Here is a 20,251-nt window from a genome sequence, read left to right as displayed (position 1 = left end):
AAAATTAAAGATTTTGCTCAAGTAAATCATTTACAATCGGATGAGTATTATCTGTATCTCCCGTTTGATTTTTGAGTTCGATTAATCGCTGTTTCATTTGAGCAATTACTTCTTGATACTTAGGATCATCAAAAGCATTATTCAATTCTTTTGGATCTTCTTGCAAATCGTAAAATTCCCAAGTCGAACTTGTATTTTCATTTATAGCTCCCGGCATATCTAAAGCTTGACCATAAAAGAAAATCAGTTTGTATCTTTCGTTGCGAATACCGAAGTGAGCCGGTCGATGTGGTTGATGCAACCAATACCTATAATAAAAATCGTTGCGCCAGTCTGCCGGTTTATTACCAGTTAGGTTAGCTCTAAAGCTTTGCCCTTGTATCCAGTTTGGTGAGCTAATACCTGCATAGTCTAAAAACAAAGGAGCAAAATCTATATTCAATATAATATCATCTAGTTTTTGAGCAGGTTCAATTTCTTTTGGATAACGAATAACAAATGGCATTCGCAATGCTTCCTCATACATCATCCTTTTATCGAAAAATCCGTGCTCACCTAAAAAGTATCCTTGATCTGCTGTGTAAATTACTATGGTATTTTCAGACAATCCTTTTTCATCTAAATATTCCAACAACTTTCCAATATTATCATCAATCGCGGTGGAACCTCGCATAAAATCTTTAATGAATTTTTGATAGGTTTTCTTTCTAATGGCAGTTTGGTCTAAACCTTCAATATTAAAGCCTTCGAGAGAATCTGCATCTTGGGGATATCTGCCATTTTTATCATTCGCATATCTTTTAGCAAGAATATCCAGAATTTGACCTTGAAAAGTTCGATTGGTTTTTTCTGGGTAAAAGTCTAATAAACTTGAGGGCTCAGGTATTTCTACATCTTTATATAAATCTTTATGTCTTTCAGGATAATCGAATGGTTCGTGGGTTGCCTTAAAATGACACATCAGAAAAAAGGGTTCGTCTTTGTTTACTTGCTCTAACCAATTTATAGACTCACCCGCAATTACATCCGCAGAAAATCCCTCATACTCTTTACCACCTTGTTCCCAAGTTACAGAATCTCTCAATATCGGGTCGTGATACCTGCCTTGCCCCGGTAATACATTGTAATAATCGAAGCCAGTTGGTTGGCTTTTTAAATGCCACTTTCCCACAATTGCCGTTTGATAACCATTTTGCTGAAGTAACTTTGCTACATTTTCTTTATTAGGGTCAAGAGCTTCTGATAAAGTATAAACTCCATTTAAATGGCTATACTGACCTGTTAATATTGTAGCTCTACTCGGTGTACAAATTGAATTGGTACAAAAAACATTATTTAGTAACATACCCTCATTGGTAAGTCTGTGGATGTTAGGTGTTTTTACAATTGTATCAAGTAACGAGCCGTATACTCCCCAAGCCTGTGCAGTATGATCATCTGCCATTATATATATAATGTTTGGCTTTTTATTTACACTTTTTTCTGTAGCAGTTTGCTTACTACCACAAGAATACAATAAAATTTGAATGCATAAGATTAGCCCAAAAAATATGGATTGTTTAAAATTCAGCATTATTGCTAGTAATTTTTTAGATAAAAATAAGAATATCCTAAATATAAATAGCTGAATTAGAATTATCATAAAACATCAAATTCTATTTGAATGTTAACTTAATATTTCGTATATTATAATTCACTGTACAGTATTTAAAACATGCTCTATTTTACCCTTACAGCAGTTTTTTATACCTTTTCATCAAAATTCCAGCTAATAAATGTAACATAAACATTGATTTAATGTTAACTTATTGTTAACTTTGAATTAACTCAACATGAACCTAAAATTTTTCAGCTATGTCTAAAAAAATTTATAAAGAGGAACAAAGCTTCACAGGTTATGAAGCAATTGTTTTACTAGGAATAATCATGGCTGCATTCCTTTACTTGTTTGCAAAAGAAGTGATGCATCCCAATGATGATTACTACATTGGTGAATTTTTATATGCATCAATTAGTATAGCAACAGGTCTCGGCATTTATTATTTGCTGAAATTACGATTGAAAACCAAGCTTAGTGAAAAGAAAATCACATTCCAGATGAAACCTTGGCATTCTAAAAAACAAAAAATTAAACTGGATAACGTAGAAGATTGTGAGATAATTAGAACGTCTTTGCTTTCTCAATGGCAAGGTGGTAATATATCTTTTGGAAAAGAAAGTATGTATTCGCTTTCTGGTAGAAATGGCATGTCGATCACCACTAAAGATGGTCAACAGTATTTTATTGGCTCTAAAAATTTAACAGAGCTTGAACACGCTATAAAAGAAGCCTTAAAACAGGCTTAGTAAATAAATTGAAATTGGTATATCAAAAATGCCTGCTTTGATTAAAGCAGGCATTTTTGATTTTTAAGGGTTTAATTAATTCTTATTGAACTGACATAGCAGCCAAAGCACCTCTTACATAACCTACAGATTCTGCCAAACCTGGAATAGGATCGTCGCCATCTTTCTCATATTCGAAAGCTACTACTCCATCATACTTAATTTCCTGTAATGTTCTAAGGAAATCAGGAATATCCATTATACCTCTTCCGATTTCGAGTGGTTTGCCTTTTGCTCCTAGTGCATCTACATCTTTCATGTGGATATCGTGTAATCTGTCTGCAAATTTTCTGGCTTTTTCAGATGGGTCTTCTCCAATTCTAAAAGTATGCCCGATATCTATGCACATACCGATTCTTGTGTCTAGGTTTTTAATCTTCTTATAAACACTTTCTGGACTTGGATACACATCGTCTCCCGGTCCATGATTATGAATTGCCAGTTTAATATCAGTTTCTTTAACCTTCTTCTCAACCAGTGGCAGCAATTCATAATTTGGTACTCCAATTATTACACGCATACCAGCAGTTTTAGCATATTCAAATGCATTGTTCACTTCATCTTCAGATTTCATGTAAATTACACCAGCACCGTATAAGTCGAGCCCGGCATTTTTTACTTTCATAGCTACCTCCTTTAAAGTATCTGGGCTACTATCTAAAGGCAAGTGCATACTTTTAAATGCAATAGAGTTGAGTTGCATTCTTTTAGCAACTTTAAGTGTATCGTCTAAAGAAAGTGATCTGAGTGTGTAAGAGGCCAAACCAAGATTAAGTTTGTGCTTTATTTCGTCCGATTCTTTTTTGTTGGAATTGCCAAAAGCAAATGGAGCTGATGCTGTTGCTAAAACACCCGCTCCAATCATTTTCATAAATTCTTTACGTGTCTGTTTCATAGAGTTACCTTTATCTTTTGTTTTAAATTACATGGATTTTATTAAAAATCACAAACAAGGGCTATTTTAACTCTCTAAAACCGTAAATAACCTTTTTTAAGAAAGATTTATATCTGGTGATTAGAAAACCATTATAAAAGCTTAGAAATGATTTTTTGAAGCCTTTTCTTCTTACTCTCCTGTTCAAATTCTATTAGCCTACTTTCAAAAAGCTTTGCAAAACGATCTTTATAGGAATTATTTATTAGAGGAAATGCTTTTTCGGCATACATCGGTAATTGGTTTGTAGGACAAGTTAACATGATTTCGGCTAATAAAATCAGCATTTCTTCTCGATACATTTCTTTAGACGCTAACTCCAATAATATATACACTAAATTATCTCTGGTAATTACAGAGCCGCTTTCAGCAACTGCTACCAATTTGGGAAGATCTTTAAAAACTAAATCCGGATTTGTTTTGCTAATACATAATATTGCTGCCATGCTTCCCCATTGTAATCGATTATTTTTATGAGTAAGTAAATCAATAAAATATTCTTGATACGCTACTAACATTGATGGTTCCAACTCACCAACTTCAAAAATTACTTTAATGCAATCGCTTTGTATTTTGGTGTCTTTTGTTTTTTTGATAAACTCAACCAAAGTTTTTAGCTCAATTGCTTTTTTCTCTTTTGCAATTTGCTTAGCAAGTACCAAGTTTGGTTCTTCATCTCTTCTACCTTGCACACTTGCTAATTGATTAATTATTGATGACTCTTCCATCTTTCTAAATTTGGTATGCCTTTAGTAAATAATCCAGCTAAAAAACCGGGAAATCCCATATCCTTTAATTTAGCTTTACAAAATAGCTGCATTTCTGTAACTGTAAAATTTGGCTGCGTAAAGGCTCCGTTTCGATAACAGTAGCTGCAATACATTTCATTTTTGCTACCATCTGCATTTTTACTTCCACCTTGTGGATCTTTTTTTAACGGTATACCGCAACTTTGGCAATTTTTATATTTTGTCATCTGGCAATTTGTTTAGACTTAGCCAAATATATTTTGCCTGACTGACAACGGTATGTCAGTCAGTTTTAAGAATTTTCAAGCTGTCTAATGTATTCAGTTAAACTGATATGTTCATTCGAAAAATGTTCAATAGTATTTGTTATTTTTATAACTCTAGCTAATGAAAAATCTCGGTAGTTATTCCGCAGCCTACAATAACCGATAAGATGCCAATTGTGGTAGTAAAATGTTATACCTATTGGCTCAACTAATCTTTCAGTTGTATTTCCTTTCGCATCACAATAGTTAATTTTTAACACCTGCTTTTTTGTACAAGCTTCTTCCACTAAAGAAAGATACTTTGGTAAATACTTTTCATTAATATAGGCTTCAACATTTTTTGCCAGTTTTTCAATATCTGTTAATTGTTGATCTCTCAACTTATTCTTAATTTTTTCGAGCGCAGAAGAAAAGTTTTGAAATGTTTCTTTATCGGTAAATTTTCTGGCGAGTTGTTCTACAAAAATAAATGACTTGGCTTCTTCTAAAGATTTTAAATCTCGAAAAACTGTACGCTCACTAACATTAAATTTTGCTTCAATTTCTTTTAATGAAGTAAATTTTTTTGACTGTAAAAAAGTAAGTAGAGCAGTTAATCTTTCTAATCTTTTCAAAACAGAGACTTATTTACTTTGATAAATATAAAGGTAGCTTTTAAAATAAAATCTAAATTTATCATTAATATCTCCTATCTCATTCAAAATGAGCTATTTGCTTGTATATCATGTAATAGCCTTTTAAAAAACATATCCATTAATCTAAAATAAATAGACGTTGTTTTAATATCAACTACTTCGTTTATATATTTTAGGTGCTTGTAACTAATTGATAAACAATACCTTATAGAGGTAAAAGCTACCTTATCAGGATTTAAAACTACTTAATTGGGATATTACTACCTAATTGGGATATTACAGTAAAGTAATTGATAATCAGTAAGATAAATCATTTTTAGGATTTAAAACTACCTTATAGGGAATAATAAAAACTACTCAATTGGGATAAAGGCTACTTTATTGGGATTTAATCTATAAATAATTGTATTTCAGTTAATTATATCTTTTGCTTAAAGTTAGAACTACTTTTTTGGGAACATAGGCTACTTAATTGGGATAATTGACCAATTGAGTAGTTTTTACTATTGGATAAGACCTTAAAAGCTACTTTTTAAGGATGTTTGAAATAATAAAGGCTACTAATTTGGGAATTAATATGTCTTTTTTTGCTCTCAAAGCTTCAAGTAGTACTTAAAGTAGCTTAAAAGCTACCAATTTGGGAAGTGAAAATTTCAAAATCCTTGATAGCCGCCCATAAAGGTAGTTTTTAAATCGGGTCTATTGACCCTTTGAATGATATTCAAGTTTTACTTTAAGTCTAAAAGCTACTAATATGGGAAATAAATTGAGCTATTTTTAGCACTTTGCAAGCTTTTGATCCCTAATGAGTAGCTTTTGAGGTAAGCTTACATATTTGAGTTTTGACATATAAAATCATCTAATACAATTTTAAGCAAAAACCTATTTAGTTTAAGATTCAATTTTCTTCATAATGTAAATGCTGACCACTTACCTACCCTATTTATTAATGGTAAGAATTCTTCTTAAAAACTTAAAAGCTACTAATATGGGATCAATCATAAAGACATAAAAATTTAAAAGCTACCAAAATATTTATGGGTTGCTTTTTCCATTATCAATTTCTAACTTGCACCAAAGGGAGTAAGAAAGAGATTGAATAATGTCAGTTAAAGGAAAAACAAATTCAGCCAACAGTTCACTAATCGTAAAGAGTAACTACCTAGTAAATGCTAGATATAGTTACACTCCACTCGAAATGAAAATCGTTTATCTCATGGTAAGACAAATCAAACCAGGAGACGATGTTTTTACTACCTATCATCTTAACATTAGAGAATTTCAAAGAGATTGTAATTTGTCTGGAAACTCTTTACACGAGTATATGGTGAAGGTACTAAAGAGATTGATGAGTAAAGTGATAGAAGTACGAGACGAAAATAATAACGTTGAGCTTTTCCCGCTAATCACCTACTCTAAACACCGTTCTCAAGAAGGAACAATCGCGCTTACTTTTGTTCCACAAATGCAACCTCACCTACTCGATCTTAAAGAGCGCTTTACCAGTTTTTACGATGCCAATGTACTGGCTTTAAATAGCCAATATTCTATGCGCATTTACGAGATGCTGAAACAGTACGAAACAATTGGTAAAAGAAAAATTACTGTTGACAACATGAGACACATGTTGATGTTGGAAAATAAATATGAAAGCTATAATCTTTTTAAGAGAAAAGTGATCGAAAAAGCTCGTAAAGATTTAGACAAACATTGCGATATAGGCTTTACTTACCAAGAATTTAAAACGGGAAGAAAAATAACTTCCATAGAATTTTATATTCATAAAAGAAGAGTAAAAGAAGATACTCCAAAGATAGATGAGCAAACAGGTACTTTAGAACTTGAATTGTTAGATATGGGTATTACTCAAGCCCAAGTTAACAAGTACTTGTACGATGAAAAAAAAGACGAAAAACTATTAAGAGAGTTGATAGATGAAACCAAAAGAAGATATGAAATAGGTAAAGTTAAAAACCCTGCTGCATATCTAGTTCATCTAATAGAAACAGATGCCAGTGTAAAACCGAAATTTGTAAAAGAAGAAGAGCAAAAAAAGGCGACAAAGTCTAAATCTGAAAAGCCAGTTTCTAAAGTACAAGACGAAAAGCGACAAGCTCAGTTAATTGACAAATTGCTCACAGCTTTTAAAGCAGTAAGAAAACAATACATTAAAGAACAAATTGCTGAGTTTACTGAAAAGGACTGGGAAGATTTCGGAAATATGATTACCGATAGCAAATATGCTTCTTTAGTTAGTAAGGTTCGAAAAAACGGAGAGGTAAACAGAAAGTTAGCAGAAACCAGTGTTTTGATGACGATCTTTCTAAGTAATAGAACACTTCCAGAGCAAGATCATTTTATGGATTGGGCTCACAAAGAACATGGTTATCAACTTGAAGCAATAGGAGATGATTTTGTTTTTAAACAGGCTTAAGTTGAAGGCTATATTTCACAAAAAAAGGATGACATCAATGTCATCCTTTTTTTGTGTCTTCATCTTTATCAATTTCTTTATTCTTGGCTTCTATATGTTTTTCAGATTGATATTCTTCGGGAAGTTTGCCAGTATTTTCCTTCATTAAATTTCGAACATCACTGTGGTTTGCTTTGTGTACATCATCAATCTCATCCAGTTTTTCGAGCTTAGCTTGTTTCAAAAACTCGTTACTCATCTCAATAGCAAAGCTTCTGGCAGTTAAGAGAATGTTAGGTAGTACTTCATCGGGTAAAGGCTCTCCGTTAAACAACACTTTTCTACCATTGTAATCTACTTGTAAATAATTGTCTGTGCTATGCCCTTTTTCCAAAAAATAGTTTCTCAACTCATCTTTTACAGCTTCTAATTTCTCCCAATATTCCAGTCTCTTGTTTTCTTTTAAATTTTGGAGTGTTTGTTCACACTGGATAAAATATTGTCTGGCAGCTCTGCCTAACTCCGATCGCTGTAACATGCTTATCTCTTTTGCACATTGCAGTGTTAAATGATAGTCTGTAATTGTCTGATGATTTTGGGGGTGTACCTTTTGGTACGGGGTATAGTCAGTGCCCTCAATAAATCCGTATTGTTGCAATCGTTCGAACCATCTTGAAAAGCGTTCTCTAGATTGAAAAAACTCGTGAAGTTCTCTGGCTGAAATCACATTTCCCTGATAAATTTTGATCAGTTCCATAAAAAATCTGGTATTGAATTTTAGTAAAATTTATACTGACATTTGAAGCAAATATCCTGATTTCTCCTGTTTTTTTGTCAGTAATTCGGAAAATAAAATTAAAATAACTGATATGTTTTTTTACTGCTTCAAATAATATCTATCTTCACAAAATAGAAAAAAAATTGCACAAGGAAGACAAAACATGGCAGAAATTATTTCGATTTTAAACAGGAAAGGCGGGGTAGGCAAAACCACTACTTCCATCAATTTAGGCAAGGCACTTTCGCTCGATGGATACAAAGTTTTAGTGATAGATAACGATCCACAAGCAAATCTCACCGAAGGACTGGATATAGAAATTGAATACGAAGGTGGTAAAAGAATTACGCCAACCATTTACGATGTATACAAGACTGGGCGCAGCATGCCGATAGTAGAAGTTGACGACAACTTCCATGCGGTTCCCTCCTCTTCAGATTTAGATGCAATCGAGTTGGAAATTAATACAGATTTTAACCGAAATTTTAAGATTGCTGAGGCATTAAATCCGGTTTCGCCTGTGTACGATTACATTTTTATTGATTGCCCACCTTCTCTAGGAGTTTATACTCAAAATGCTTTAACAGCATCAACCAAATATATTATCCCAACTAAGTGTAGTAGCAAGTTTGCGCACAGTGGTATTACAGAGGCAAAAGCCCTAATCGACAATGAGGTAAAAAGGATTATTAACCCTAAGATAGAACCTTTGGGAATTGTGTTGACTTTCTACGATAAAAGAACCCGAGTAGACAGAGCGGTTGAGGCAGATTTAATAGAAAGTTATGCAGGTGAATTGTTTGAAACTCGAATAAAACAATTGACTAAAATTCCGGAAGCTGAATATGTGAGTTTGGATATTTTTGAGCATGCATCCACTTCAGAAGCGGCAGAAGATTACAGATCATTGGCAAGAGAAGTAGCACAAAGAATAGAGCAAAATGGCTAAAGATAGTATAAGCAAACTTAGAGATAGAAAGAAACAAAAAACAGTAAATATTGACAGTGTATCAGCAGCACTTGTTAAGCCTTTTTCAGGACAAAAAATTATAGAAAACCCAACGCTTAGGGCTTTTATTCCTCCACTAAAAGACGAAGAATTATACCTGCTTGAGCAAAGCATTCGAGCCGAAGGTGTTCGTGAACCTCTTTTGCTTTGGGTAGATCCTGAGGGAGTACATATTCTGGTTGATGGCTACAACAGATTCCAGATTATTAGAAAGATTGAGGAAGAAGGAAAGGTGGTAAAATACGGGGTTAAATATCTTGAGTTTGCCAACTTTGAAGAGGTAAAAGATTGGATGCTCCAAAACCAGTTAGGCAGAAGAAACCTAACAAACGAACAGAGAAGTTATTTACGTGGATTGAGATATAATAGAGAAAAATCAAAGCATGGTGGAGATCGTAAATCAAGTGGTCAAAATGACCCGATGACCCAAGGAGTAAGGTTTAGCGAGTACCTCTCACAAGAGTTTGGAGTAGGTGAGAAAACCATCCGTAGAGATGCTGAGTTTGCAAAAGGAATCGAGCTAATAGGAGAAAGTAATCCATCGCTTAAAATGGAATTGCTGGCTGGTAAGGTGAAAATTAAGAAATCTACCCTGCAAAACTTAGGGAAAATTGAGGTGACAAGCATTCCAGTGTTTAATAACTCAGCAGATGTTGAAGGATATCTGCAAAAAGACGCAAATAAAGCTGATAGTGCTAGCATGGAGTCTAAATCTGTAAATTCTACAGCAGAAGCCGAAAAGTTGTTTAAAAAAGCTAAAAACAGCCTTGATTCTGCTTATTCTTCCCGGTCAGCTAAAGATATTGCATCTTTAATAAAGATTTTAGAGGAATTAAAGGAATTACTTTGATGAATACATCTGTATACTAGATAAGAATTAAGAGGGCTCAAATGAGCTCTTTTTTTATGTAAAAGTATTTCAGTGAACGCTATTTCTACATAAGGAAATTTTAAAACAGATTCAGTGTTTAAGCCTGATAGCACAGAACAGTTTAAGTTTTAAAATGCCTAACTTTATTGGGAAATACGCATGGCAGAATGCTTGCAAAAAGTATTTGAAAATAACTTATCAACGTAATTGCTATCAATGAACTTTATGAAAATGAAATGGGCTTTGCTCCTGCTTTTTAACCTTTGCAGTTTGCTTGTTTACGCAAATATTACTCCTCAAAAACTCACCTGCGAATACTTGAAAAATCCTGATGTTGTAGATGTAATTCATCCCAGGTTGAGCTGGATAAACATAGCTGATGAAGGTGAAAGAGGGCAGTTTCAAACAGCTTGGCAGATAAGAGTAGCTAGCACAAAAGAAGGTTTAAATAATCCTGATTTATGGGATAGCGGCAAGATAAATTCGGAGGCTTCTTACCGGGTTTCGTACCAAGGAAAAACCTTAATTTCTAGACAAGATTGCTGGTGGCAAGTAAGAGTTTGGGATAAGAATGGAGAGGTTTCAGATTGGAGTGAAGCAGCTTATTGGCGAATGGGTTTACTGCAAAGAGAAGACTGGAAAGCCAAGTGGATTGGTGCACCTTGGCAAGGTGAAGAAGCATTGCCTAAACCTAGTAATCCTAATGGAAAACCAGAGAAAATGCCCCCTCCTGCACCACTTTTAAGAAAGACTTTTAGTGTACAAAAAGAGATTAAAAAAGCGGTGGTTTACACTACTGGCTTAGGCTATTTTGAACTGTATTTGAATGGTGAAAAAGTAGGTGATGATGTGTTGATACCTAACCAAACCAATTATGCAAAACGCCCAAATCTCATCAATGAAAACATCCCTTTAGAAGATAATTTTAAGGAATATAAGGTGATGTATTTGGCTTACGATGTGAAAGATTATCTGGAAAATGGAGAGAATGCAATAGGCAGCATATTGGGAAATGGCTTCTATAATCCGGCAAAATATTGGGCTGGAGCTTATGGTACACCAAGGTTTTTAGGGCAATTACACATCACTTACACAGATGGTTCTGAGGCAGTAATTGTTAGTGATGAAAGCTGGATAGCTGCCAAAAGTCCGATACTAATGGACATGGTTTATTATGGTGAACATTACGATGCTAGAGAAGAAAAAACAGGTTGGTCTACTGCTGGATATAATGATGTGAATTGGGAAAAAGTAGCATTGAGAAAAGCCCCAGAAGGCAAGCTTGTTGCCCATACTGCACACACTGATAAGGTGATGGAAAGCTTAGAGCCAGTAAGCATTAAAAAGACAGGAAAAGGAAGCTATTTGGTTGATTTTGGAGTGGAAATTTCTGGTTGGTTGAGGTTTAATAATGTGGAGGCTCCCGCAGGACATAAGGTCGAATTTGTCTATAAAAGTAATATCTATTCTGGTGATAATTCTTATATTTTTAAGGGGGGAAAACCGGAGTCTTATGCTGCCAGATTTAACTGGTTTGTGTTTAAAGAAGTTGAGATAAAAAACTGGCCGGGCAAACTAAAACCAGAGCAGATTCGAGCAGAAGCAGTTAATACTTACATTGAAGAATCTGCCACTTTTGAAACATCAAACAAGCTCTTAAACGGCCTCAATAAAATTTGGAGAAGAAGTCAATTAGACAACATGCATGGTGGTATTGCTAGCGATTGTCCGCATCGTGAGCGCTCTCCTTATACGGGTGATGGACAAGTTACTTGTATAACCGTAATGCATAATTATAATGCCCGAAATTTCTATCACAAATGGGTGCAAGATATGCTTGGTGCACAAAACGTAACAACAGGTTATGTGCCAAATGGAGCACCTTGGCAACCGGGTTGTGGTGGCGGTGTCGCTTGGGGTGCAGCTATCAATATTATCCCTTGGGAATACTATCTGCATTACGGTTCTGTAGACATGTTGCAAGATAATTATGAGGGTATGAAAGAGTATATCCGATACATGCAAACATGGGTAGATGAAGCTGGAATTATGTATTCGCAAGGAACAGGTAAAAATGGTAAACCTTTAAGATGGGTGAATTTAGGTGAATGGTGTACTCCCGGAGAGCAACAAGTTCCAGACGATATGGTGCATACATTTTATTTTTGGAGATGTGCAGATTTTACTTCTCAAACTGCTACCATTATGGGAAATGAAATGGAAGCTGAATACTATCGATCTCTAGCAGACAAAGCAAAATCAGCATTTCACAACAAATTTTATGATGAGGTAAAAGGAACTTATGGCGCAAATGGAGGGAATATTTTTGCTTTAAAAATGGGCGTGCCGCAAGAGAGATACGATCAAGTAATTGCATCATTAAAGGCAGACTTAAAAGCGGCTGATGGACATTTGGATACTGGTATTTTTGGTACACAGTTTTTCTTTGAAGTACTCACCGAAAATGGTTTACACCAAGAAGCTTATGAAGCCATTAGCAAGACCGATTACCCGAGTTTTGGCTATTGGTTAGCAGATGGTGCAACAACTTCTAGAGAACACTGGAATGAAGATGGCTCACACAACCATCCAATGTTTGGAGCAGGTATAGTTTGGATGTATAGAAAACTGGCAGGAATGGAGATTGATCCAGAAAACCCAGGCTATAAAAACATCAGATTTAAGCCTCAACCAGTAAATGAAATCACTTTTGCAAAGTATGAAAACGAGACATCTTTTGGAAAAGCTGGTATTTATTGGAAAACAGAAAAAGAAGCTTTTGTAATGGATGTAACTGTACCTGTTGGCAGCACAGCTACAGTTTATGTTCCAATAAAAAATAAGTCTGATGTGCTTGAAAACGGTAAATCACCAGATACAGACGAAAATATCAGTTATATTAAAAGTGAAGTAGATTATCAGGTTTACTCAGTGAAAAGTGGAAATTATCACTTTCAGTCTAAGTGAAATTTAATTGCTGAAATCCCAAATAGGTAGCTTTTAAAAAATGATTAGCTACCTATTTGGGGTTTTTATTTTGTTTGTGAACACTTGCCGACTGGTTTGTTATACTATAAAAGAAGCATTAAATAGAACAAAATTTAACAAACTATATGTCAGAACATCACGATCATCATCACCACCATAATCACGAAAATCAGTCGAGTAAAAACTTAAAAATCGCCTTTTTTCTTAATCTGGGTTTTACAATTCTCGAAATTATCGGAGGTTTGTATGTGAATAGTATTGCAATAGTTTCAGATGCAATTCATGATTTAGGTGATAGTTTGTCTTTGGGAACAGCTTGGTATCTCAATATAAAATCTAAGAAAAAGGCAAGTAATAAATTCTCATTCGGCTATTCCAGATTCTCACTTTTAGGAGCTTTAATAAATAGCATTGTATTAATTGCGGGTTCTATTTATGTGCTATACGAAGCTGTTGGGCGAATTTTAAAACCTGAACATTCTGATGCTCAAGGTATGATTATTTTTGCGATAGTTGGTGTAGCTGTTAATGGTTTTGCTGCTTGGAAATTGAGTGGGGGAGGTTCGATGAACGAAAAAGTAGTTTCTTGGCACTTGTTAGAAGATGTTTTAGGTTGGGTAGCTGTGCTTATTGTAGGTATAGTGATGCAGTTTAAAGATATCCACTACCTTGATCCTGCACTTTCATTAGTTATCACACTTTACATTCTTTGGAATGTGATTAAAAGGCTCAAAGATACTTTGTTTATATTTCTACAAGGAGTGCCAGAAAATGTGAGTATTGCCGAAATAGAAGAAAAAATTAAGGCAATTAATCATGTTGAAAGTTTGCATCATACCCATGTTTGGTCTTTGGAGGGTGAACATAATGTATTTACCACACATGTAAAACTACAAGAAATTACTCATTTTACTGATTTGTTAGCAGTTAAAAAAGAGATAAAAAACTTGTTAAAAGACTATCATTTTTCCCACTATACAATCGAAACCGAACTTAATACTGAAAGTTGTGTTTTAGCAGAATCATAAATTAATAGTTGATTTATGATTGAAATAAGGTACGTTAAAATTTACTTTTTTTGAAACTATATTTTGTTTTTATTTGCTTATTCATATTAATCTGAATAATAGTCTTATTTAAATATTTATAGAAGCATATTTAGATGGTATAAGTTGGAATTCAGCTAAATTTGAAGACTTTTTAACTAGCAAATGAGCAAAATAGATATTTGAAATGAGTAATTGAATTGACATTATTTATTATCTTATTAAGAATTTTTATAACTAAAAAGGTAGATATTTCAATTCAAATTCAATATTTTGCTTCTTCAAATATTATTGCGACGATAATATTAAAAACCGGGGTGATTATATCTTCTATTGAGATTAACTATAGATGCTTATTTAATTAAAATTTATTAAAAAAAAATTAGTAGAAATTGTTAAGGTGAATTTATGATTCAATACTGCAAGAAAAATCTGGAAGAAATTAAATCGCTATTGCAGGTACTTCCCAAAGAGCACTATACTTTCCCGGTAGCTATTTTGTCAAATGCCACAATAGGAGAACATGTAAGACACATTTTAGAGTTCTATAAATGCTTAATTGATGGAATAGATTGCGATGTTGTTAATTACGATGAGCGAAAAAGAGATAAAAGAATACAAACCGATGCAGCGTTTGCAAGCTATTTTATTCAAGATTTGGTACTTAAGTTAGATGGCATTGATACAGATAAAGCATTGTTTTTAGATGGGAATTATTCTTACGAAAATGGTGAAGCGGTAAAAATTCCATCTTCTTTATTTAGAGAACTTACCTACTGCTTAGAACACAGTATTCATCATCAAGCACTTATAAAAGTCGCCTTGGTTCAGTTAGAAGGAGTTAGTTTAATTGATGAAACTTTTGGTGTTGCTCCAGCAACCATAAGGTTTCAGAAGAGTGAAAATTGAAAGTTATTTTAAATAATTTGATATAAGGATTGCATAAAATATGTAATCCTTTTTTTATGCATTTTTCAGTTTAAGTCATATCTAATTCCCACTCAAATATTAAATTTAGATTTCAATCTATTTTATTTATCAAGATTTACCCCAGAACTAAAATGACTAATAGAAGAAAGTTTCTTAAAAAAGGATGTATGGCTGCCGCTGCTTCAACCGCTTTTACTATACCCAATATTGCCAATGCTTCAGAAAAAGAGCAGAATGTTTGGAGAGAGTTACCTCAAATAAAAGATGAAGAGTTTTTATGGGATTGGGTTCGCAGTGAGTACTCAGTTTCCACTAGTGTGGCAAACTTAAACAATGGGGGAGTGAGCCCACAGCCAAAGGTAGTTCAAGAAGTTTTAGCGCATTACACCAGAGAGTTTAACACCATTCCTTCTATGCATATGTGGAGCAAAGGTGATATTTCTAACTCTGTGCGTGAGCAATTGGCTGAGTTGGCAGGTTGCAGTCCAGAAGAAATTGCAGTTAACCGAAATACTACGGAGGCCATTAACACAGTAATCTGGGGAATGAACTACAATAAAGGTGATGAAATTATTCTAACAGAACAAGATTACACCTCGGTAATGAATACTTGGGAGGAAGCCGAAGCAAGATATGGTGTAGTGTTAAAATGGCTTTCTTTTGAATTGCCTATTGAAGATGATGAAGAAATTGTAGAGGCTTACACCAGTGCCATTACAGATAAAACCAAGTTGGTAATGATTACGCATGTAAATAACTTGAATGGCAACATTATGCCAGTAAAGAAAATTACTGCTGCGGTTAAAAAGGTAAATCCAGATATAAAGGTTTTGGTGGATGGTGCACATGCATTTGCCCACATCAATTTTAAGATTTCAGATTTAGGCTGCGATTATTACGGAACTAGTTTGCATAAATGGCTTTGTTCTCCTTTTGGCACTGGAATGTTGTACATAAAGAAATCAGAAATTAAAAACCTATGGCCGCTCTTTACCCACGAAGATCCCCAAAGTGATGATATAAACAAGTTTAATACTTTCGGAACTCGTAATTTGCCGGCAGAGCTTTCTATAGCCAGAGCTATTTATTTTCATAACACAATAGGTAGTGAAAGAAAAGAAGCAAGGTTAAGATACTTGAAAGATTATTGGATTACCAGAGTTTCCGATATCCCTAATGTTGAAATAAAAACATCGATGAAACCAGAATATGCTTGCGCTTTGGGTTCATTTTCTTTAAAGAATATGAGTGATGGAGAGGTAGCCCAGAAGTTATATAAAAATTACCATGTGCATCTTACGCATAAAGGAGATAAAACGGGCAAGTTTCATGGCATGCGCGTAACGCCACATATATATACAAGCACCAAAGAACTAGATTGGCTTGTAAAAGGAATTCAAAATTTAGCGAAAGTGCAATAAAGAGTTTTATCAATAGTGTTTCCCTCTGTAATATTGAGGGGAATTCTATTTTAATTGAAAGTGATTTATAATGAATTCTAAAGACCAGATTAAGAATATATTTAGCCAGATGGTAAAGATGAGTGAAGATGAATGGCTATACTTTAGTGAAAGACTGGTCCATAAAAAATACAAAAAGAAGGAAATCATCACAGGTTTTAACCAACTTGAAAATAAACTATGTTACTTGGTAGATGGCATCGTAAGACACATTGTTGATCCACTTAATGAAACAACCATTGCCTTTACCTTCCCCGGAAACTTTTTTAGTAATTATGATTCTTTTATAAGTCGAAAGACTGGCATTATTGAGATTCGGGCTATTACACCAATTGTGGAATGCTACTATATATCTTATAATAGTTTGCAAGAAGTCTATGAGAATACAAGTTGTGGAGATCGGATTGGTAGACTCGCTGCCGAACAACAATATCTCAAAAAATCTTCTCGCGAAATTTCATTTCTAACTTTATCTCCTAAAGAAAAATACTTGCAGTTAATGGATGAACAACCACATCTGTTAGAATCGATTCCGCTTAAATACTTAGCCTCCTATATGGGAATTACACCTGAAACACTATCTAGAGTACGCGCTTCAATTTCTTGATTTTTGTCAAGGAAATAGGTTTTGCCAAACTCGAAATTTGCCTAAACTAAAATTATTAATTATGGCATTTTTCATAGGCTTAATATCATTTACATTATTCATTTGGCTAATAAGTAAAATCTTTAAAGAGAATAGCTTTCAAAATTTCTGGATTGCGGGTAGGGTAGGGGCCAGAATCATGTTCGTGATGATCGGAGTAATGCATTTAGTAAAACCAGAAGCATTAGCCTATATGGTAGAAGATCTTTTACCTTTTGCCACTGAGTTAGTAGTAATTTCTGGTGTAACGGAGGTTTTATTTGGCTTGGGTTTATTATGGAATAAAACAAGAACCATATCAGCTTGGCTACTAATTATACAATTGATTTTGATGTTTCCGGCTAATATAAATGTGGCAGTAAATAATCTGGCTGCACCGGGAGGTTTACCCGCAGCAGCTTGGTATACTTGGTCGCGATTGTTATTTCAACCAGTTTATATTTATTGGGTATACAAAGCAGCTAATTTAGATTTAAAAAGTATACTACCTACTAAAAAAGAGGAGGTATTGATATAAAAAAAGCTGGCGATTATGCCAGCTTAAATTAAAAAGAATATCCAAAAATGGCTGAAAAGCGATTTACTGGAGATGCAAGTAATTCATAATTTGATATACCATTAGACTTTTCATATCTAACAAGGAATGACACTTTATTTACCTGAAATCCTATACTTCCTAGAATCCCTTGTTCATATTTTCTATAGTTTTCAAAGATTGTTGAAGAAAAATCTTCAGCTGAAACTGAAAACCCATTAGTTATTCCTAATTCTATAAAAAGTGAAGCTTCTTGAGAATTGACAAGTCTATATCTCAAAGAGTTTCCAATTTTAATGTATGAAATTCCTATTTGAGATAAGCTTTCCATTTCATCAATTTCTACAGAATAGGATGTATAGTACAATTCGTTAAATATTGACCATCTATTTCTATTACCTTCCAACTGCATATCCATTGAAATACCAAATGTTGGAGTTGTTTGAGTTGATATTTCTGCAGCAACTAATTCTCGATAAGGTCTACTTGATCCTTTAAAAGATAGTTGATTTAATGTCAAGCCTGCTGTTAGGCCAAATGTGAAATTGAGGCTTTTCTTCTGTTTCTGATAATCTGGCTCACTATCTATGCATTTGTAATATTTTTTAAAAACACTCTTGAGAACATATGCTTCAAAATTATTATTAAAATCTATGCTTTTAGCAATACTGTTACAATCTCCTAAGTATTCGATTAGTTGCTTTTTGTATTGACGGTTATAAGACAACCGTTTTTCTCCATTATAATATCTATAGTATTTCTTAAAAATGAGGGTTTCAAATTGACCATCAACTTCAATAAAAAAATGGTCTCTTTCCCATTCTCCTTTATACATGTATAAGCTTTTGGCTCCAATGAAGATAGCTTCTAATAAAACTGATCTCTTATCAAATTCTAATTCGTTATTATCTTCCAGAGTTTGCATGTCTACTGAGCTAGTTTCAACTTTTACAGTAGCACTTTTATATATACTACCATCTACTTGGAATGCTTTAATATTATTCACCCCAAAAGTTTGGGTAGTACCACTACTATTTTTAAAAGTGACAGTTTCTGGATTTCTTCTCCACAACTTATTATCTATTGCACCCTTAAGTGTATCTCCACTGTTTTGAATTACATATCCGAGCTGAAAGTTTTGTTGGGCAAAAATAGTGGTAAAAAATGCTAATTTCAGTACACTTATTAGTATTAGTTTTTTCATTAAAAATTATAAGTTGTCCAAAAAAATCTGCTAAAAATTGATAAATTTCGATATTTACACCTTTTTAACTCATGTTTTGAACAACTTATTATCAAATTAGAAACTATATCCAACAGTGGTATAAATCCTATTAATTGGTGAGCTAATAGAAGTTGCGTCTGAGAGTCCGTTAGACCTTTCGAACTTAAGATTTAAATGGATATGCTTTATATTATATCCTGCGCCAATAACTAAACCTTGTTCATAACTTCTGTAAGAATCCATGGTGTTTACTTCAGAAGTTGTAACATCATCATACACATGGCGATATTCGATACTAGTGTTTTCGATATTAACTAAAAAACCATTAGTAATTCCGAGTAAAAGGTAAAGGTTCTTATCTTCTGTATTTAGTAAACTATATTTAATTAGGTTTTGCAATTTTAAATAGCTGGCTTCTAACTTCATGTCATATTCATTGTAAAAACCATTTCTTAAATCATTTATATAATTTCCTTCAGATGAGAATGAGGTAAACAATAAGGCATTGTTTATCGCCCATTTCTTTCTATTTCCATCTAATCCAATATTTAGAAATATACCAAAAATAGGAGCTACTGATGATGAAAAATTGCTACCTGTCAGCTTGCCACCATCACCATTAAACTGAATTGTAGTAAAAGTTATACCTGCATCTACACCCCATTCAAGATTAGTTTCTCTATTTACTTTTTGAAATTCAGGAGCGCTAGAAGTGCAGCTATAATATTTAGTAAAAAGCTTTTTTAACTTCCAAATACTAGGTTGGGCCATTATAGAAATATCATCTATTACATCGGGGCAATCTCCCAAATAGGTTTGGAGCTGTAATACAAATTGTTTGTTATATCCTATTTGCACATTATTTACATCGCCCATATTAAACTTTTTATAAACAAGAGCTTCGTATTTACCATCTCGATAGATAAAATAGTAATCTCTTTCTTGTTCACCTCTATAGCTGTAAAGACTTTTTGTACCTTGTATAAGTGTTTCTAAAAAGACTTTTTTGTCTTCGAATTTAGGTTCTTGCGAATTGTCTAAGTTTGAGATTTTTTGTGAACTTGTTTCAATTTGTACAGAGGCACTTTTATAAATATTGCCATCAACCTGAAACTCTTTAATGTCATTTATACCATAGGTTTGTGTTTCTCCACTTCCATTTTTAAAAGTAATCGTTTCTGGATTTCGTCTCCAATATTCATTGTCAATTTCTCCTGTTATTTTCTCACCAGAATTCTGAATGACATAACCGGTTTGAAAGTTTTCTTGAGCAATTAAAGAAGCTAGTAATAGTAATTTAAAAGTAATTAGGAGTAATAGTTTTTTCATCGATTATTGAATTGATAGAATGATAATAAAGTGCTAAAACTAATAAAGTAAC

Annotated in this window: 18 protein-coding genes; 10 read left to right on the top strand and 8 right to left on the bottom strand. The window is 33.6% G+C overall.

Features of this window, described 5'->3' with window-relative positions; genetic code table 11:
* Window positions 1–4 precede the first annotated feature (4 nt).
* A complete protein-coding gene (locus OQ292_RS23065) occupies window positions 5–1,573 on the bottom strand; it encodes a sulfatase family protein (protein WP_284686741.1) in 1,569 nt (522 codons plus the stop codon).
* Window positions 1,574–1,854: 281 nt separating this feature from the next.
* On the opposite strand from OQ292_RS23065, the gene OQ292_RS23060 reads away from it, so the two are divergent.
* Window positions 1,855–2,346, top strand: a complete 492-nt coding sequence (locus OQ292_RS23060; RefSeq protein ID WP_284686740.1) for a hypothetical protein — start codon at window positions 1,855–1,857, stop codon at window positions 2,344–2,346.
* 82 nt (window positions 2,347–2,428) lie between these two features.
* On the opposite strand, the gene OQ292_RS23055 is transcribed toward OQ292_RS23060, so the two are convergent.
* The 4 genes from OQ292_RS23055 to OQ292_RS23040 all read right to left on the bottom strand — a co-directional run bounded on the left by OQ292_RS23055 (window position 2,429) and on the right by OQ292_RS23040 (window position 4,948).
* Entirely contained in the window at window positions 2,429–3,280 is an 852-nt protein-coding gene (locus OQ292_RS23055) for a sugar phosphate isomerase/epimerase family protein (RefSeq protein WP_284686739.1), read from the bottom strand.
* Window positions 3,281–3,411: 131 nt separating this feature from the next.
* Complete coding sequence (locus OQ292_RS23050; protein WP_284686738.1) at window positions 3,412–4,047, bottom strand: hypothetical protein; 636 nt, start codon at window positions 4,045–4,047, stop codon at window positions 3,412–3,414.
* Window positions 4,029–4,295 carry a zinc ribbon domain-containing protein gene (locus OQ292_RS23045; protein WP_284686737.1) on the bottom strand — a complete coding sequence of 89 codons (267 nt, stop codon included), beginning with the start codon at window positions 4,293–4,295 and terminating at the stop codon, window positions 4,029–4,031. The genes OQ292_RS23050 and OQ292_RS23045 overlap by 19 nt, the downstream gene beginning before the upstream one ends.
* Before the next feature lie 65 nt (window positions 4,296–4,360).
* The gene (locus tag OQ292_RS23040; RefSeq protein WP_284686736.1) at window positions 4,361–4,948 is read right to left on the bottom strand and encodes a helix-turn-helix transcriptional regulator; all 588 of its coding nucleotides are present in this window, start codon (window positions 4,946–4,948) and stop codon (window positions 4,361–4,363) included.
* A 1,123-nt stretch (window positions 4,949–6,071) separates the two neighbouring features.
* Between OQ292_RS23040 and OQ292_RS23035 the strand changes: the two genes are divergently transcribed.
* Entirely contained in the window at window positions 6,072–7,403 is a 1,332-nt protein-coding gene (locus OQ292_RS23035) for a replication initiation protein (protein ID WP_284686735.1), read from the top strand.
* A gap of 40 nt (window positions 7,404–7,443) precedes the next feature.
* On the opposite strand, the gene OQ292_RS23030 is transcribed toward OQ292_RS23035, so the two are convergent.
* Window positions 7,444–8,139, bottom strand: coding sequence for an antA/AntB antirepressor family protein (locus OQ292_RS23030; protein ID WP_284686734.1), 696 nt, complete (start codon window positions 8,137–8,139; stop codon window positions 7,444–7,446).
* A 184-nt stretch (window positions 8,140–8,323) separates the two neighbouring features.
* Between OQ292_RS23030 and OQ292_RS23025 the strand changes: the two genes are divergently transcribed.
* The 8 genes from OQ292_RS23025 (at window position 8,324) to OQ292_RS22990 (ending at window position 17,627) form a co-directional block, all read left to right on the top strand.
* Window positions 8,324–9,109, top strand: coding sequence for a ParA family protein (locus tag OQ292_RS23025; RefSeq protein ID WP_284686733.1), 786 nt, complete (start codon window positions 8,324–8,326; stop codon window positions 9,107–9,109).
* The gene (locus tag OQ292_RS23020; RefSeq protein WP_284686732.1) at window positions 9,102–10,019 is read left to right on the top strand and encodes a ParB N-terminal domain-containing protein; all 918 of its coding nucleotides are present in this window, start codon (window positions 9,102–9,104) and stop codon (window positions 10,017–10,019) included. Before OQ292_RS23025 ends, OQ292_RS23020 begins: the two co-directional genes overlap by 8 nt.
* Before the next feature lie 246 nt (window positions 10,020–10,265).
* A complete protein-coding gene (locus OQ292_RS23015) occupies window positions 10,266–13,007 on the top strand; it encodes a family 78 glycoside hydrolase catalytic domain (RefSeq protein ID WP_284686731.1) in 2,742 nt (913 codons plus the stop codon).
* A 146-nt stretch (window positions 13,008–13,153) separates the two neighbouring features.
* Window positions 13,154–14,056, top strand: a complete 903-nt coding sequence (locus OQ292_RS23010) for a cation diffusion facilitator family transporter (RefSeq protein ID WP_284686730.1) — start codon at window positions 13,154–13,156, stop codon at window positions 14,054–14,056.
* 426 nt (window positions 14,057–14,482) lie between these two features.
* On the top strand, window positions 14,483–14,983 hold the full coding sequence (locus OQ292_RS23005) for a DinB family protein (RefSeq protein ID WP_284686729.1): 501 nt from the start codon (window positions 14,483–14,485) through the stop codon (window positions 14,981–14,983).
* A 152-nt stretch (window positions 14,984–15,135) separates the two neighbouring features.
* Window positions 15,136–16,425, top strand: coding sequence for an aminotransferase class V-fold PLP-dependent enzyme (locus tag OQ292_RS23000; protein ID WP_284686728.1), 1,290 nt, complete (start codon window positions 15,136–15,138; stop codon window positions 16,423–16,425).
* A gap of 70 nt (window positions 16,426–16,495) precedes the next feature.
* Window positions 16,496–17,071: a Crp/Fnr family transcriptional regulator gene (locus tag OQ292_RS22995; RefSeq protein WP_284686727.1), complete on the top strand. Its 576-nt coding sequence runs from the start codon at window positions 16,496–16,498 to the stop codon at window positions 17,069–17,071.
* Between the two features lie 61 nt (window positions 17,072–17,132).
* Window positions 17,133–17,627, top strand: coding sequence for a DoxX family protein (locus OQ292_RS22990; RefSeq protein WP_284686726.1), 495 nt, complete (start codon window positions 17,133–17,135; stop codon window positions 17,625–17,627).
* A 28-nt stretch (window positions 17,628–17,655) separates the two neighbouring features.
* On the opposite strand, the gene OQ292_RS22985 is transcribed toward OQ292_RS22990, so the two are convergent.
* Complete coding sequence (locus tag OQ292_RS22985; protein WP_284686725.1) at window positions 17,656–18,849, bottom strand: outer membrane beta-barrel protein; 1,194 nt, start codon at window positions 18,847–18,849, stop codon at window positions 17,656–17,658.
* Window positions 18,850–18,945: 96 nt separating this feature from the next.
* A complete protein-coding gene (locus OQ292_RS22980) occupies window positions 18,946–20,199 on the bottom strand; it encodes a porin family protein (protein WP_284686724.1) in 1,254 nt (417 codons plus the stop codon).
* Window positions 20,200–20,251: the final 52 nt, after the last annotated feature.

It is taken from the genome of Chondrinema litorale, from assembly GCF_026250525.1.
In the GTDB taxonomy this organism is placed as follows: domain Bacteria; phylum Bacteroidota; class Bacteroidia; order Cytophagales; family Flammeovirgaceae; genus Chondrinema; species Chondrinema litorale.
The sequence above is the reverse complement of the archived record's forward strand: the minus strand, read 5'-3'. Positions and strand labels throughout refer to the sequence as shown.

What these genes read in the sequence shown, in the direction of transcription:
- OQ292_RS23045 (WP_284686737.1), bottom strand. Translation starts at nt 4,295, where the DNA reads ATGACAAAATATAAAAATTGCCAAAGTTGCGGTATACCGTTAAAAAAA.
- OQ292_RS22985 (WP_284686725.1), bottom strand. Translation starts at nt 18,849, where the DNA reads ATGAAAAAACTAATACTAATAAGTGTACTGAAATTAGCATTTTTTACC.
- OQ292_RS23020 (WP_284686732.1), top strand. Translation starts at nt 9,102, where the DNA reads ATGGCTAAAGATAGTATAAGCAAACTTAGAGATAGAAAGAAACAAAAA.
- OQ292_RS23015 (WP_284686731.1), top strand. Translation starts at nt 10,266, where the DNA reads ATGAAAATGAAATGGGCTTTGCTCCTGCTTTTTAACCTTTGCAGTTTG.
- OQ292_RS23005 (WP_284686729.1), top strand. Translation starts at nt 14,483, where the DNA reads ATGATTCAATACTGCAAGAAAAATCTGGAAGAAATTAAATCGCTATTG.
- OQ292_RS23010 (WP_284686730.1), top strand. Translation starts at nt 13,154, where the DNA reads ATGTCAGAACATCACGATCATCATCACCACCATAATCACGAAAATCAG.
- OQ292_RS23055 (WP_284686739.1), bottom strand. Translation starts at nt 3,280, where the DNA reads ATGAAACAGACACGTAAAGAATTTATGAAAATGATTGGAGCGGGTGTT.
- OQ292_RS23025 (WP_284686733.1), top strand. Translation starts at nt 8,324, where the DNA reads ATGGCAGAAATTATTTCGATTTTAAACAGGAAAGGCGGGGTAGGCAAA.
- OQ292_RS22980 (WP_284686724.1), bottom strand. Translation starts at nt 20,199, where the DNA reads ATGAAAAAACTATTACTCCTAATTACTTTTAAATTACTATTACTAGCT.
- OQ292_RS23000 (WP_284686728.1), top strand. Translation starts at nt 15,136, where the DNA reads ATGACTAATAGAAGAAAGTTTCTTAAAAAAGGATGTATGGCTGCCGCT.
- OQ292_RS23060 (WP_284686740.1), top strand. Translation starts at nt 1,855, where the DNA reads ATGTCTAAAAAAATTTATAAAGAGGAACAAAGCTTCACAGGTTATGAA.
- OQ292_RS22995 (WP_284686727.1), top strand. Translation starts at nt 16,496, where the DNA reads ATGAATTCTAAAGACCAGATTAAGAATATATTTAGCCAGATGGTAAAG.
- OQ292_RS22990 (WP_284686726.1), top strand. Translation starts at nt 17,133, where the DNA reads ATGGCATTTTTCATAGGCTTAATATCATTTACATTATTCATTTGGCTA.
- OQ292_RS23050 (WP_284686738.1), bottom strand. Translation starts at nt 4,047, where the DNA reads ATGGAAGAGTCATCAATAATTAATCAATTAGCAAGTGTGCAAGGTAGA.
- OQ292_RS23065 (WP_284686741.1), bottom strand. Translation starts at nt 1,573, where the DNA reads ATGCTGAATTTTAAACAATCCATATTTTTTGGGCTAATCTTATGCATT.
- OQ292_RS23030 (WP_284686734.1), bottom strand. Translation starts at nt 8,139, where the DNA reads ATGGAACTGATCAAAATTTATCAGGGAAATGTGATTTCAGCCAGAGAA.
- OQ292_RS23035 (WP_284686735.1), top strand. Translation starts at nt 6,072, where the DNA reads ATGTCAGTTAAAGGAAAAACAAATTCAGCCAACAGTTCACTAATCGTA.